The sequence below is a fragment of the Paenibacillus sp. FSL R7-0163 genome (genome assembly GCF_037969975.1).
Taxonomy (GTDB): Bacteria; Bacillota; Bacilli; order Paenibacillales; family Paenibacillaceae; genus Paenibacillus_AQ; species Paenibacillus_AQ odorifer.
Genome location: NZ_CP150224.1, coordinates 3465548 through 3481092, shown reverse-complemented (window position 1 = coordinate 3481092; position 15545 = coordinate 3465548). Strand labels below are relative to the sequence as shown.

At 45.8% G+C, this 15545-nt stretch carries 11 protein-coding genes; all 11 read left to right on the top strand.

Annotated elements, in window-relative coordinates:
* Positions 1 to 2: 2 nt before the first annotated feature.
* The 11 genes from NST45_RS15570 to NST45_RS15520 are packed head-to-tail and all read left to right on the top strand — an operon-like array spanning position 3 to position 15506.
* A complete protein-coding gene (locus NST45_RS15570) occupies positions 3 to 1196 on the top strand; it encodes a glycosyltransferase (protein WP_076100695.1) in 1194 nt (397 codons plus the stop codon).
* Between the two features lie 11 nt (positions 1197 to 1207).
* Positions 1208 to 2941: a hypothetical protein gene (locus NST45_RS15565; protein ID WP_339823117.1), complete on the top strand. Its 1734-nt coding sequence runs from the start codon at positions 1208 to 1210 to the stop codon at positions 2939 to 2941.
* Positions 2934 to 5519 (top strand): excinuclease ABC subunit UvrA, encoded by a 2586-nt coding sequence (gene uvrA / locus NST45_RS15560; RefSeq protein ID WP_076100692.1) that lies wholly within the window; start codon positions 2934 to 2936, stop codon positions 5517 to 5519. The genes NST45_RS15565 and uvrA overlap by 8 nt, the downstream gene beginning before the upstream one ends.
* A complete protein-coding gene (locus NST45_RS15555; RefSeq protein WP_076100690.1) occupies positions 5513 to 7177 on the top strand; it encodes a carbamoyltransferase C-terminal domain-containing protein in 1665 nt (554 codons plus the stop codon). The genes uvrA and NST45_RS15555 overlap by 7 nt, the downstream gene beginning before the upstream one ends.
* Before the next feature lie 5 nt (positions 7178 to 7182).
* The gene (locus tag NST45_RS15550; protein WP_036685933.1) at positions 7183 to 7470 is read left to right on the top strand and encodes a hypothetical protein; all 288 of its coding nucleotides are present in this window, start codon (positions 7183 to 7185) and stop codon (positions 7468 to 7470) included.
* Between the two features lie 38 nt (positions 7471 to 7508).
* On the top strand, positions 7509 to 10850 hold the full coding sequence (locus NST45_RS15545; RefSeq protein ID WP_076100688.1) for a non-ribosomal peptide synthetase: 3342 nt from the start codon (positions 7509 to 7511) through the stop codon (positions 10848 to 10850).
* 18 nt (positions 10851 to 10868) lie between these two features.
* Positions 10869 to 11129 carry an acyl carrier protein gene (locus tag NST45_RS15540; protein WP_162164283.1) on the top strand — a complete coding sequence of 87 codons (261 nt, stop codon included), beginning with the start codon at positions 10869 to 10871 and terminating at the stop codon, positions 11127 to 11129.
* Complete coding sequence (locus NST45_RS15535; protein WP_076272862.1) at positions 11122 to 12129, top strand: hypothetical protein; 1008 nt, start codon at positions 11122 to 11124, stop codon at positions 12127 to 12129. Before NST45_RS15540 ends, NST45_RS15535 begins: the two co-directional genes overlap by 8 nt.
* On the top strand, positions 12126 to 13298 hold the full coding sequence (locus NST45_RS15530) for an FAD-binding oxidoreductase (RefSeq protein WP_076100684.1): 1173 nt from the start codon (positions 12126 to 12128) through the stop codon (positions 13296 to 13298). The genes NST45_RS15535 and NST45_RS15530 overlap by 4 nt, the downstream gene beginning before the upstream one ends.
* Before the next feature lie 21 nt (positions 13299 to 13319).
* Complete coding sequence (locus NST45_RS15525; RefSeq protein ID WP_036685943.1) at positions 13320 to 14063, top strand: hypothetical protein; 744 nt, start codon at positions 13320 to 13322, stop codon at positions 14061 to 14063.
* Positions 14064 to 14081: 18 nt separating this feature from the next.
* Positions 14082 to 15506, top strand: a complete 1425-nt coding sequence (locus NST45_RS15520; RefSeq protein ID WP_036685945.1) for a radical SAM protein — start codon at positions 14082 to 14084, stop codon at positions 15504 to 15506.
* The last annotated feature ends 39 nt before the right edge of the window (positions 15507 to 15545 follow it).

The following is a 15545-nucleotide window of genomic DNA, read 5'->3' as shown; positions in this document are numbered from 1 at the left end:
CGATGAATCTTTTGTTTCTTTCTGAAGGTGCTTATTTTGCCTATTATCAAGGGGCCGTCAAGGCTAACCGTGCAGTATTCGAGTCCCTGGCTGCCAGGGGACATCAATGTAGAGTAGTCCATCTGGTAGACCAGGAAGATTCTCTGTTACAGGTGGAGGAACAGCTGCAGGAGCATGGGGTAAACAATATTATTCGTTCCGCGCATAGTCTTCAGGGGACAGTAAATGGTGTAGAATGCCATTTCACCACGAGTGTTATGCTGTTATACAGAACAGCAGGGGATTTGATGAAAAAAGGCAATCCGGACGTGGTTCTTGTGAATATGGCTTACCACACCATGGTTGCTGCGGGAATAAAGCTCGTGGCTGGAAGCGCAACAAAATTGGTTGTGATTTGTCATGATGTGATCACTCTCCCTTTTGGGCCGCATAGCTGGATCGAAAATCCGCTGCTCCGACAGGAACTTGCCCAGGTCTCCGGCTTTATTGGTGACAGTGATTTCGTAGCTCATAATATCACCGAATGGGGTGGTTATACCAATGCTGTTTCGCTACGTTTCCCAATTTATGGGGATGGTATTTTTCCAACCTTTCATAATTTCAACAGAGGATACATCGCGATATGCAACCCTACAGAGATAAAGGGTTTATCCATTTTTCTGAAGCTGGCTCAAGCTTTTCCGGACTATCCTTTTGCTGCGGTAATTACATGGGGCGATTTGAAGCAGGAGGAACAATCCGCTTTACGTGCTCTGCCTAATGTGACACTGCTTGAACCGGAGCGCGAGATGAATTTGATTTTTGAACAGGTACGAGTGTGGCTTCATCCTTCCATCTGCGCTGAAGCTTTTGGGCAGACAGTAATTGAAGCGATGCTAAGAGGTATTCCTGTTATTGCAAGCGACCAAGGCGGCCTCATGCAATCGAAATGCAAGGTTGACTATAATCTTCCGGTGACGCCGATTACGGAAACTTACAAGGATGAAGCAACAGGACATACAATGCCGGTTATTCCCGAACAGGATACTGCCATATGGGTGGAGACTTTGCAACGGCTGCTGACGGACAGGATACTCTACGAATCCATTTCTGCAGCCTCTAAAGCTGCCGCGCAGGAATTTATAACGGAGGCCCAGCCTGAAAAATTCGAACTGTATCTGGAGAATATGCTGCAATCCGAAATGTCAGCAAGGTGAGGTGAAGAAGTGTGGATAAGACATTGGATACATCCGCCATTTCCGTTACATTGCTCGACTGTCTTCATCGTGCTTTAACAACAGGAGATATTGAACTTTGGCTGGAGACCCAGTATTTCGAAGATGAAATGGAAGCTGAATCACAGCGGGCATGGTTCCATGGGTATTTACAAAAAACAGTTCCGACTTGCATAGAATTTAACGTACGAAATGTCAGAATAAGTCTTGCTGAAATTGTTGCTGCTTGTACTTTGACCTTTACTTATGAACAGTTTGACCAGCTAAAGGATGAGCATATTTATACTATGCGCTATGTTGAAGACAAAAAAGAATGGAAGGTTGTAACGATCGAGAAAAGCTGGCTACCGTTTGGTTCGGCCGAAGCCGATCTAATTCATTACGATACTTATTCCATGACTGATCTCTTCTGGTGGACCAATAAAGCGGAATTGGAGATTGTTAGAAACAGCAACGATCCTCTGCCGGCGAATTTATACGCTCGGGCAATTCCACGAAATATACGTTCCCGGGAAGTGCACTCTGAATTGGAATGTGCGGCCATTCTATCCAATATGCTGTCTTTGCGCGTAGCTGATCTGGCAGCATTGCTGTTTCAGCCAACCGCTCTAGGGACGCTGGAGTCCTTATATCATTTTGCAAGTGAAAATATCAATTTCCAGATTGAGCGGCCTGATCGTAACAGCAGCTGGTCAAGCAAATTTACTGCTCCAACGTTTAGTTATGATGAACTGTTGACCTTGGCTGAAGATCACTTTCCATTAACCGCTAATTGTACGCCGCTTATGTCATTTTATTTTGCGGTGCTCCGATTATGCGGCTTGGCGGCTTCGGATATCGTCCAGCTCCGTTTAGTTAATTACGATTGTTTGCTCGTCTCCATCACTGGAGAGGCATACCTGTTTTTCACAGACCGGATTGTTAAATTAAATGCAGGTACTTACTATTATCAGACCGAAATCAGCAAGCTGTTCAATGAGAGGGAGTATTGGTCTGCTGCCGGAAGTTCGAATTTATCAGGCCGGACGGTGGAGCGATTAAATAACTGGTTCAAGGATGGCATTGTGTTTAAATTCTCACGTCCGCTAACAACGGGAATTAGCTATATGGATGAATGCCCAATGCCCAGTTTAAAAGAATGCGCTGACCCGCTGCAACTTCATCGGTTGCTGCGTCAAACGATGCTGAGATACAGCTGCAATCTGCCGGATTCTGTATATACGTACGCCAAATATGCTTATCAGACACTATTAGTAACAAAACCGCAGGCTTATGTTCTGGCATCTATGAATAGTCCGCTTATTCGTCAGTTTCTGAGCGATTATAATACGAAACAGCATTTTTTTGAGTATGTGGATTTATTGAAGAAGAAATCCATATTTCGGGAACACGACCGACTGATGACTGCAGACCAAGTAATACGTCACGGTACCGCCGATCCGGCTTCCCTTACAGTGTTGGTGTATGTCTGGTTAAATCAAAGCCACCAGTCTCAAGGCGGGGTTTGTATAACTGATGAAGATAGCTATTGTTTTTTTGAAGGAGAAATATGGAGCGGCAAAAAACGAAAACCAGCATCAAAGATGCAAGGAAATCTGTTAGTAGCTTTTAACCATGAATCATGCTTCAGTGAGCTGATGAACATTTCTGAAGCGAAGACCGAATGGATAACATTCATACGGCAGCATATGACGATGTCTCATGAAGGAGCCGATCACATTGAATGACTGGATTAAAATTCAAGGTGCGAGAGAAAACAATCTGAAAAATATATCTCTGTCTATCCCCCGAAACAAACTAGTGGTGTTAACTGGATTGTCTGGTTCCGGCAAATCAACGCTTGCCATGAATACCTTGCAGCAGGAATGTCAGAGGCAATACATGGATTCGCTCGGTATGATAAGTGATTTTATCCACAAACCTAAGGTTGATTCTATTGAAGGGTTGTCGCCTTCCATCTGTATTGACCAGCGCCACACTAACCGAAATCCCCGGTCAACCGTTGGAACTACAACGGATTTGTACACCTTGCTTCGTATATTGTTTACCAAAAGCGGAGAAAGAGCTTGTCCTAATTGCGGAAGCCAAGTCAAGGGTTCAAGTAGTGCTGACATCTGGCAGGAAAACTATGAGTCGATCGAAACAGAGATTCAAGATCTTCCTATGTCCTATTCCGATGAGGGCAAAGCCGTGTGCCCAGAGTGCAGCCATGAGCTTAGAGCATTGACCATGTCCCATTTCTCTTTCAATAAACCTGAAGGCGCATGTCCGGTTTGTATGGGCTTGGGGGTTGAACGAAAACCGAATTTACAAGAAATTTTCGATGACAGCCTCAGCTTGAAGCAGTGTGCACTTAAGGGGAGCAATCCTCATGGAGCACAGTTAATGGCCGATAATTTGGTTGCAGCCGGTAACTATTACGGATTTGTGTTTGATCCTGATAAACCCTTGAGAGATTTGGGCACGGTCGAACGGGATCTGCTGTATTTCGGTGTATACAGCCAGCGATTTATCAGGCATTTTTCTGGGAAGACCCCTCCAACTTATGCTGCAGAGGGAAGATTCGAGGGGATTCTGACCAACCTGGAACGCAGATACAAGGAACGTGGACACGAATCGGACTATCGAGAGAAGATTGAAAAATTCTTTCATCTGCAAGAGTGTTCGGATTGTCACGGTACGAAGCTGAACGCAGACAGTCGAGCGGTTACGCTAGCCGGGAAAAGTATCACCGAAGCATCTGCAATGCCGCTCTTCCATTTGCTTGGCTGGTTGCGTAAAGTGTCCGCTCAACAGCTAGGGGGAAGTCAGGATCCGCTTATGAACATCGTTTCCGAAATGGAAAAAAAGCTGGCTCGCTTGATTGAAGTGGGTGTCGGCTACTTAAGCTTGGACCGCTCCACCGTTTCTTTATCTCTGGGAGAAATGCAGAGGCTTAAGCTCGTCTCATTAATCGGAGCTAGCTTAACAGGAGTTTTGTATATTCTCGATGAACCGACAATTGGCCTTCACCCGATAGATACCGAAGGTCTGCTCCGGGTGCTCCGGCAGTTGCGTGATCTTGGAAATACGGTTCTAGTTATCGAGCATGACCCGGATGTTATGCGGGCGGCCGATTACCTTATTGATATCGGACCGGGTGCGGGCAAGCAAGGGGGAGAAGTGGTTGCGGCTGGCTCCGTGCAGCAGCTGATTCAGTGCAGCAGATCATGGACCGGGCAGTATTTCGCTGGTAAAGATACGGTGGTTCTTCCTGAACAGCGCCGCAGAGGGAACGGGAAATGCATTGAGATTACAAATGCCAATCGCCATAACCTTAAGGATGTAAGTGTGAATATCCCGTTGGGCAAGCTCGTTGTGCTGACCGGGGTATCAGGGTCGGGGAAATCGACTCTTATGTTCGACGTCCTGGCTCGATCCGCACAGCTTCATTTTACCCAAAGCACCGAGACTGATGCCTATGCAGATGTTAAGGGCTGGGAGAATGTGCATAAGGTCATTAGCTTTGATCAATCCCCTATCGGTCAGACTGCAAGATCAAACGCGGCAACTTACACAGATGTGTACACGGCGATAAGGAATATTTTTGCTGCGCTGCCTGAAGCGAAAATGCGTAATCTCCAGGCCAAACACTTTTCTTGCAACGTCCCCGGCGGCCGATGCGAACGCTGTCAGGGAGCAGGGCTTGTGCAAGTGAATTTGCAATTCCTACCGTCGGTTGAGACCCCATGTCCTGTATGCCGGACCAAACGATTTAAGCCGGAGATTCTGGATGTAAAGTATAAAAACCATAGCATTTCAGATGTATTGGCTTGCTCTGTAAAAGAAGGGATGGAACTGTTCGCGGATGAACCATCCGTATATAACAAGCTGGATGTGATGTGCCGTATTGGACTGGATTATTTAATTCTGGGCCAGCCGGCAACCACTTTGTCCGGCGGGGAGGCACAACGGGTAAAGTTGGCCAGAGAGCTCTCCAAAAGCAGTAGACACCACACCTTGTACTTGCTTGATGAACCAACAACAGGCCTGCATCCGCATGATGTGATTAAGCTGATTGATATGCTTGGGCAGTTGGTCGACTCGGGTAATTCTGTCGTTGTGATAGAACATAATACCGATGTCTTAGTCATGGCGGACTGGATTATTGACATTGGGCCGGAGGGAGGCCTGGAGGGGGGACAAGTCTTGGGTGAAAGCACACCAGAGAACATCGCGGAAATCAAGAATTCCAAAACAGGTCGAATTGTAAATCAGCTTCTCAATCAATATCAACAAAACTTAGAGGGGGAGTATACGTGTTAATTCTTGGTTTAAGCGGTGGGCTAGGACATGATTCAGCGGCATGTTTGGTTCATGATGGCGTTTTGGTGGCCTATGCTGAGGAGGAGCGTTTTTGCCGAAAAAAACATGCTTACGGAGAGCCCCCGGTTTTGTCGCTCCTCAATTGTCTGTCACAAGCGGGCGTTGCTTTTGAAGATGTCGATCTGATTGCTTTATCATGGGACCCGCAAAAAGCGGAAGAATTGGGGATATTGGAGAAATTCAAGAAGCACCCGGTATTATCAGGCAAAAAAATGCCCACTATCATTTCGGTCAGCCACCATTTATGCCATGCGGCAAGTGCCTACTATTTATCCGGGTTCGATGATGCGGTGATTTTGGTCATGGACGGACAAGGTGACGATATTTCAACCACAGTAGCCTATGGGAAGAATGAGCATATTGAGGTTAAGCAAGAATACGGGATTTCACAATCGCTTGGATTTTTTTATTCCATCGTCAGTGATTATTTACAGCTTGGAGCATCGGGAGAAGGAAAGCTGATGGGATTAGCCTCTTATGGAGAGTCAGTCTATGACTTTTCTGTACGGTTGACGGTAGACGGGTACGAGATTCCTATCGGAGAACCTGATAGTTCGCTTGGTTTGGAGGATAAGTATAACAAGCTGACCCGAATATGGATGAAGGAAATGTACCGTAAATTCGGTGATCCTCCAAAGCGTATCTATAGCAATAATACACTGTATGGCGGGCTCAATTATACGGTCGAATACAGCAAGAAGCACAAAGATATTGCCGCATCGGCGCAGCAGGCGCTGGAAGACACTATTGTGCATCTTTGCCAGCAGACCATCCGGCAAGGCAACAGTAAAAATTTGGTGATAGGCGGAGGTGTTGCTCTCAATTGTACGACGAATGGAAGGCTGGAACGCCTCGGAATTTTCGATGAAATCTTCGTATTACCGGCAACCAATGATGCTGGGGGCTGTATCGGAGCTGCCATGATTGCCTCTAAAGAACGTTCCGTTCTCCCTGTAAAGGGCAGACTGAAGACTCCTTACTGGGGAATTTCCTATGATGACAACCATATATCGGAGGTATTAAACAAGCTTGGTTTGAAGTATAACTATTCATCCGATATTTGCCGGCAGACGGCAGAACTGATTGATAGAGGTAAAGTCATTGGCTGGTTCCAAGGCGCAGCCGAGATGGGGCCAAGGGCATTGGGCAATCGTTCCATAACAGCCAGTCCTGCAAGTTATGATTCATATGTAAAAGTCAATCAAAAAATCAAATTCAGAGAATCCTGGAGACCGCTGGCGCCAAGTATTATGGATGAACATGCGGATTGGTTGGTGGAGGAGGCGCAGTATTCGCCGTATATGCTGAAAGCCTACACAGTCAAAGAAGAGAGAAGGCAGGCTGTTCCTGCCATCGTGCATGTAGATGGATCTACCAGACCGCAAACGGTCCGAAGCGAGGTGAATCCGGTCTGGCATCAGCTTATTGCCGAGCATTATAAGTTGTCTGGAATTCCGCTGATAATGAACACATCGCTTAACACACGAGGAGAACCGGTGTGTGAGACTCCATACGACGCCATCAAAACCTTCTATACCTCCGCTATGGATGCGCTGGCGGTCGGCAATTTCTTAATCGAAAAAAACGAGGGGATTTGACCGTTATGAACAGAGATGAGGAATATATCCAAGCGACAGTGATGGAACTAATCCGCAAAAATGGAGCCTTACCCTCAGTAGAGCAGAAAGAGACGCTGCAGGCTGCTGATTTGAACAGAACTTTAACCGAATGGGGAGTTAATTCGTTCCGGGCTTTATATCTTCTGTACGATTTGGAGGAGGTCTTCCGGGTTCAGATTCCAGACAACTGTCTCACTCCAGAGACCTTTGAGTCTCCCTTGACGATTATTAACTGTCTTAAAGTGTTGCTCAATGATAAGGCAATTTCCTGATGCATGATTTTTAATTCCAAGAATCGGGAGGATGAAGTATGACTCGAGGTTTATCAAATTGGGAAGCGCTGCTGCAGGCCGAGCGAATGCATAGAAGTCTCCCTCCTATCCGTGCTGATTCCGATTTAACCGATATTCCGCTGAGCGGCGCTCAGCGCAGATTATGGTTTTTGCATCAATTGAACCCTGCCAGCTCCGCTTACAATATGACGATACAATACCGCTTGAAGGGTTGTCTGAATTATAAACACTTGACTGAATGTCTGGGTATATTGAAGGAAAGGCATCGAATTTTAGACACTGTATTTTACGAAAAAGACGGGGAGCCTTACCAAAAGACGGTTCCACAGCCCGCAGCGGTCAGGATTGAGCGGTTGGATTGTCTTGAGTCAGAGATGGAGAAACAGGCGCTCGATTGGTTGGCAATGGAGATTAATAAACCGTTCGAATTAAATGGAGGCTCTTTATTTGAGACGGTACTGGTGCAGATGAGCCCAACCGAGCATTTACTGATATTTCGTTTCCATCACAGCATTTCAGATGCGTTGTCTCTGGATATTTTTACAAATGAATTCAGGGAGATCTACAACGCTTTGGAAGAAGGCAGGGTGGCACGCTTGCCTGAATTGCCGGTACAGTATTCTGCTTATGCGGTCTGGGAACAAAAATATATTGCAAATGCCGGCAATCCAACACTAATGGATTATTGGAGCAACAAGTTAGCTTCGTCAGATACACGGCTTGATTTAAACCTTGCGGCAATGCCTGAAGCTGCTGGGCCAACCGATTCGGAGTGCAATTATGGGGGAGAGTTGCCGCAGGATGCCTATAATGAAATGCTGGATTTTATAAAACGTCACCCCGAATTCACGGTCTATAACGTTATGCTCGCAGCCTACCGGGTCCTGATGTTTAGATATACCGGCCAGTCTAACCTGATTATCGGCTCAACCATGGCTAACCGTAACCGCATTGAAGTAAGGAATCTTATCGGTTTTTTTGCCAATACTTTGCCACTCACCACCAATGTGCAGACTGAAGACAGCTTCTTTGAAGTATTGAATAAAGAGAAAGAAACAATTAATGAGGGCATTGCCTATCAACAAGTCTCTTTCGACAAGCTGGTCAGTATTATGCATCCAGATCGCAGGCCAGGGGAAAATCCGCTGTTTCAAACGATGTTTACTTATGTGCAGAGCGGCAAAACGGATTTGGAGTTATCCAACCTAACTGTTGAAGCGTTAAAGGCAGATAAAAGCTCTTCGGCCTTTGACCTGACGATTGGGCTTAATGATACCGGAAGCGGAGTGCAATTATTTTACGAATACAACAATGATAAATGGTACGCGGCCTCATTGAGGCAATTCCATTACCACTACATTAACATTCTCCAGCAGCTGCTGCAGCGACCGGAGGCTACGGTTAGCAGCCACATGTTTTTGACCGCGGAAGAAATCAATAAAGTGATCTACGAATGGAATGATACTTGTACGGATTTCGGCTGTCTGGACAGCCGAAGGTTCATAAGCCAGATCAAAAAACAAGCTGCGAAGCATAGTCATCTGCGGGCTGTATTTTTGAGCGAAGAAGACAACATGAGTTATGAGGAGCTTGATCTGGCCTCAGATATGCTTGCTTCGAGGCTGATACAATTGGGGATCGGGCGTGGCAGCCTTGTTGGGTTGGGCTTGGAGAGATCTGTTGAGCTAGTCACCTCAATTCTGGCGGTAATTAAATGCGGCGGGGCATTTATGCCGCTTGATCCACAGCTACCCTCCAAACGTCTGGCCCATATGATTTGTGAGTCGTCGTGTGCACTGATCATCACCCAGGAACAATATGCGGCTCTGTTTAAACCGATGCATAAGGTGGTCCTCGTCGGGATTAGCTCTTATTCAGCTGACTTAAGGTGTGAAATTGTGCACAATGAGCCGGTCGAACCCAGCGATTTAGCCTATGTTATCTATACTTCCGGTTCAACCGGAACCCCGAAGGGCGCGATGAACAGCTATGAGGGATTATACAACCGGCTTCTTTGGATGCAGCAGCAGTTTGGTTTGGATGAGACCGATAAAGTGCTGCAGAAGACACCGCTCACTTTTGATGTGGCAGTATGGGAGCTGCTGTGGCCATTACTGCATGGAGCGGAATTGGTATTAGCCCGACCGGATAAACCGCATGATCCTGAATATATTGGGAATGTGATTGTCGAGAGGCATATTACGACGATTCATTTTGTTCCGGCGTTACTGCAGCAGTTTATGGACTCCTTTCCAATAGAAAGCTGCATTTCACTTAAAAATGTCATTTGCAGTGGAGAAGAGCTGAGTACCACATTACGTGATTCTTTTTTCTCAAAATCCGCTGCGCATTTGTTCAACTTGTACGGGCCCGCTGAGGCGGCCATTGATGTAACCTGCTGGGACTGTGCGGAGAGCCGAGGCCATTCAAGTGTTCCGATCGGCAAACCGATTTCCAATCTCCGAATTTACATTCTGGATAAATATCTTCTGCCGGTTCCCGTTGGGGTTTACGGAGAAATATGCATTGGTGGAATAGGAGTGGGCCTAGGATACATCGGAAATGAAGAGCTGACCAACCGCAGTTTTGTACCCAATCCTTACTCCAGACATCCTGCTGCTGAACGTCTGTACCGCACAGGAGACATGGGCAAATTCCTCGAAGACGGCACGATTATTTATGGGGGAAGAACAGATCAACAAATCAAGCTCAACGGTGCGCGGATAGAGCTGGGTGAAATCGAGGCCGTATTTCGCCGTTACAACCGGATCAAAGAGATTCTTGTCCATCCGCTCAAGCAGAATAACGGGGGGCAGCTTATGATTGCCTATTATGTGAGCGATGAAGAGATTGCCGCTGCGGAGCTGCGAAACTATGCGAGAGCTTATTTGCCGGCCTATATGATTCCTGGCATCTTTATGAGACTTGAGAGATTTCCGTTAAATCGAAATGGTAAGGTTGATCGCCAGGCGCTTCCGCTGCCTGATGTGAGATTTAAAGAAGCGAGCAGCGCTCTACTTCCTAAAAATGAGTTTCAGGCAGAGATAGAATCTATCTGGCAAGAGTTGTTGAGTTTGGAGGGTCGTGCGATCGGCATTGCCGAGAATTTTTTTGATCTGGGCGGCCATTCGTTATTAGCTCTAAAGCTAGTTAGTATTGTCAACAAAAGATTCAATACAAATATAACCATTATGGAGTTGTACCTAGGCGAATTTACGATTGCAAGAATGGCGGACATGCTTGCTGAACCGTCCTCTGCTGCAGCCCAGGGGCAGCTGATGAAATCAGTGTTATCTCAATTAGGAATGTCGTTGGAAGAAATTTTGCAAGTAGGCGAAGGAACATTAGGCCAGAGATAAATGATGGACAGGGAGGATATGATGGACCAAATACAACAGCGGGTGGAGGTATTGCTGCGCCTATTTGTAAAGTGTGATATTTCCTTGGAGCCCGAAAGTGTGTTCACAGATCTGGAAATGGATTCGCTTACTTACATCAAATTTATTGTTGAAGTTGAGCGGGCGTTGCAATTGGACTTTGATCCTTACCTTTTGGTAGCAGGACATTTTCCTACGGTTGGAGATTTAACGGCATATCTCTGGAGTAAAAATGGTGAAGGATGTGCCACAGATGCCTAACCTGCCGATCAAGTACCCTATGGTGAACAGCAGCATGAACAGCTCTCATCTGCTCAGTGTAGTGGAAGTCTGCTCTAGAAAGATGGATTGGCTGCATAACCATTATATTCATTTATATCTTGGAGCGAATATGGATGTGATGGATCTTGAATTTCTGTCACCCGAGCAATCTTTGGGGCATTTCCCCTATCTGAATTTGAAAGAGATCAGGCTTGGTCCTGAACGTGTTGCTGTAAAACAGATCTTGGATTGTCTGGCTGAGAAGGAGTATGTCGAAGTAAGCTTGGATGAATTTTATATAGAAGGTAAGCACTATTTTAATAAGGTTCATTTCGAAAGGAATTTTATGATTTACGGCTATGATGATCTTAGTCATACATTTAGTATTGCTGGCTCGGATTACGATAAAATCTTCGAGTTTCATGAGCTTCCCGCCGATCAGATCATATCATCGCTGCGCGCTCATGCATTCGAACGGCGTTCGATTCGCTCTGTCCGGCTAAATGAAGCTGATAAGATTCATTTTGAGCCAACTACACTGATCGCAAGCCTAGCGGATTATTACTATTCACGCCAGCCAGAAACCATGGTAACCTGCCCGGGAACAGATGGAGGTTCGTGTTGGGGAATGAAGGTGTATGGAGCGCTGCTAGACTATTTAGATAGGTTGGCGCGTAACGAAATTTTCTATTGTGTTCGTCCGTTTCATTTACTCTGGGAGCACAAAAAATGCATGGTTAACAGGCTTGGATATTTATCTCAATGTGGATATAACCTTTCTGATTTCATTATGAAAGGCTATGAGGATATATACGAAACCACTCTTATTCTCAGAAACATTTTGGTGAAATATCATCTTGAGCCTGACCTTAACCTGTTGCGGATCGCTGCACGCACAGTGGAGAGTATCGATGTGCAAGAGCGCGCGCTTCTGTCAGCGCTTTTGAAAGAGTTTAGTACTGTAACCAGCAAAATAGAAGAAAAGGAGAATTCTCGGTGATACCCGATAAATGTGAAGTTGTTATTATTGGATCTGGGGCAGTCGGGGCGTGTACAGCCTACTATTTAGCCAAAAAAGGAATAACTGATGTGGTAGTGCTTGAGAAAAGCGAAAGTTTAGGCGGAGCAACCACATCTATCTGCGCAGGCGGGATGCGAAGTCAGTTTACAACGGAGATAAATATTGAATTGTCCAAGTTAAGTTTTCGATTGCTGGAGCAGCTTGATTCGTATAACCTTGTTCAGGATGAAATGGACCAGTGCGGATATATGTTTATTTTCACGGCACAAGATAATCTTTCTGAGTTTTATGATGCGATGCTTTTGCAGCAAAGGTTGGGTGTGCAAACGGAATGGATGGAGCCTAAGCAGATTCAAAAGAAGCTGCCGATGCTGGTTCTAGAGGATGTAACCGGTGCAACTTACAATAAGCAGGATGGATTGATCGACCCCAATAAGATTACAAGCACGTATATTCGGCTCTCCAGAGATCTGGGTGTCAAATATTATCCTGGAGTCGCTGTAACGGACTTTATTACTGACGGTTCCGCGATACAGCAAGTGGTAACGTCAGAAGGAGCGATAACTTCGCGAGTTGTTGTAAATGCTACGGGCCCCTGGTCCAAATTTGTGGCTGCTAAAGCCGGAATTGAGTTGCCGGTAATCCCCTGCCATCAGCAGTTGTTGGTTACAGATGTGCTCCCATGGCTGCCCGCCGATTTTCCCGTTATTGTGTTCCCCGGGGAAGGGCTGGGCTTACATAAGGAGACAGGCGGTCTGTTAACGGGCTTAAATAAGCCCTTTGTTGCAGGGGGATGCGAAGATCCGGATTATAGCTACTCAGACCCGGAATGGGAATATAAACATCTGGAAGCTGCTCTTCGTCGGCTGCCTCGTCTCCAGGAAGCAACCATCAAATCCTGCTGGGGAGGGTATTATGATGACACGCCGGACTCCCATCCGGTGCTGGGCGCTGATAACAAAATCCAAGGGTTTTACCATGCGTCAGGATTCAGCGGACATGGTTTTATGCACAGCCCGGCCGCCGGACTCCTAATCAGTGAAGAAATAGCCGGGAATTCGGCACAAACATTAGACATATCATCATTGCGGTCCAATCGCTGGCTAACTGCAGCAGGCAGAAAAATTAATGAATACTACAAGATTTAGAAGTATAGGAGGTTTATTGAAATGGAGAACTCTAAGAACCAAATGTTAAAGCTTATAGATAATATGCTAAACGCAAATGTGCTTCAGCGGACGGATCTCAAACGGTTTACCGCAAACCTTGAGCATTCACCGGATGATCCCGAAATGCTGCGTCTGGAGCTTGAATCCTGGTATCGTGGGATGGGGGTAGATCAGATCATTGGCAGAAAATTCGAACTATCGCCTTGTCCTTTTACAAGCGAAGAGATTCGTTCATCGAGAGAAAATGGAGAAATTATTTTGTGCTTTCCCAAGGGAATTACACGGGAACAGATTGGTGAGCTTACAAGAATTTCAAGCTGGGCCTTAAAAGATCCACTTGTGACAGCCGCAACGGAGCAGGAAGATTGCTGGATTCGAACATCGGCTGCACTGTCGCCTTCATTAATGAAACACACAGGGCTAGAGGTTGCACACTTAGTGGAAGACAGCGGGGATCTTAACTTTAGTTTGGAAAGGTATCTTCTTTTCGTGGCTAGAGTGAGATTCTTGACAGGTAATACCCCGGATTCGGAATACTGGATTTGGCTTCCAAGAGGGAGATACGACCGTTCGGGAATGTTAATTGCCGGTTTTGACCGAAATGGCTGCTTTAATGTGCATGGCTGGATGCCCCAATTCTCTGCCAGTTTTTTGGGTGCCAGATTTGGAACACTTCCCGGTTCCGCTGCCAAAGTCGGTTCTTCCATCGTCTCAGATTCAGACCTCAGTTTCACTAAAATTTAACAATGGAGGCCGAAATCAATGGCAGATCGTCAGAGTAAAAGAGTAGCCTGTGTTATTCCCCCGTTTTACCGGCTTATTGAGTCGAAAAACAATAGGATCAGTCCTGCTATGCATTACATAGCGGAGATATTGCATCGTAGGGGTCATGCAGTCACGTTAATTAATGGCGATAATGCTCCAGATGATCATGATTATACAGAGCGGTACAGTATGACTATGAACAGCTGGCTTATGCAGGAACGTTGTACTCGGGGGCATGAAAGCTTTGATATGGTAATAAATGAGCTAGAGCGCTTTCAGCCTGATTATGTGTTTATTGGTGTTGGCGATGTTCTAATGCCTACTGTCGAGCTTGGAAGTACTCAGTCCTGTGCATACCTTGCAAAAGAGATAAAGAAGAGATGGGGAGATAAGGTTACCTGTATTGGTTATGGACATTTGCTTAAACATGCCAAGCTGAAGGACACGGCTGATTTGGATACGATCATTGTTGGAGAAGGCGAGGATCTTGCGGTTTCTGTAGTAGAGGGGAATGCAAGGGGAATGCTGCCTGTTAAATGGGCCCAGCAATTAAACGATCTTCCGATACTGACAGATTCATATTTAGCGCAGAAAAATAAGCCGGAAGACTGGGACTACATTATGTCTATGCGCGGGTGCCCCAAACGCTGTACATTCTGTTATCAGCCCTCGCTGCGCGGCTGCAATGTCTCCTTTATGTCTCCCGAACGTTTTGTTAGCGAAATCCGCTACCGCATTGAACATATGCATGTATTTGGATTTTATTTCTCAGATATGATCTTTCTGCCGGGCTTAGGCAAACGCACCTCAGAAATGCTTAGATTGCTGATTGAACTAAAAGAGGAGTACCCTGAGTTTCACTGGTGGGCAGAGGCGCGCGTGGACATTTGTGTGAGACAGAATATCCTTGATAAGATGAAGCAGTCGGGGTGCGTGCATTTGAAATTTGGTGTGGAAATGGCCAACCAAAGGATGCTGCAAGTGGTGAATAAAGGAATTAGATTGACGGAAGTCGAGGAAGCTTTCCGCATGGCAGCGGAGGCGGGAATCAAACGGACAGCCTATATTTTACTGGGATGCCCTGGATTCAATGACCAAGATTATATAGAGATGTTACCTTTTTTTAAAGCCTTAAAGGCTGATAATTATGTGATAAATATCAATGTTCCTTATGTTGGCACACAGCTATATGAACAGGTGAAGGAACAGCTTTTTGATTTTGGAATTTATAAAGATGGTGAAGAAAGCTACATGCATACTTCCTTGGTGATGCAAAAATTCTGGGGAATTTCTGATGAAACACGGGATAGTTTTTTTGCACTTCAAGGAGAGAAAGATGATGCAAAAGTAAGGAATTATAAGCGGAAAATTGTAGAGAAAGCTGCTTTTATAGAGAATGACGTGTTGTCCTTTCATGAATAGGATTCGCAAGTACTTATGAGCTGAAGGAGTAGCGATGAG